A 208-nucleotide genomic window follows, 5' to 3' on the forward strand; every position below is an offset into this window, starting at 1 on the left:
CCGGCCCGTGTTCGAGCCCGTGGTCGTACGCGAGGATGAGCGACTTACCGTCGCGCGAGATGTCGTCGGCGGCGTGAGGAAGCATCGGTTCGTAGTTCAGTTACATCGATAAAAAGGGCTGTGGTAAAACTGGCGGGCGTAAAGAAACTGAACCGCGTTTCGCGGGCGTTTCGAGTCATGTTGCGGTCGATTCGCTGCCACATCCGTT

Annotated in this window: 1 pseudogene; it reads right to left on the minus strand. The window is 58.2% G+C overall.

Annotated elements, in window-relative coordinates:
- Positions 1–85, minus strand: a pseudogene (locus EXE45_RS21655) (aldolase); the annotation flags it as partial.
- Positions 86–208: the final 123 nt, after the last annotated feature.

Source organism: Halorubrum sp. SP9 (assembly GCF_005435015.1).
GTDB classification, from domain to species: domain Archaea; phylum Halobacteriota; class Halobacteria; order Halobacteriales; family Haloferacaceae; genus Halorubrum; species Halorubrum sodomense.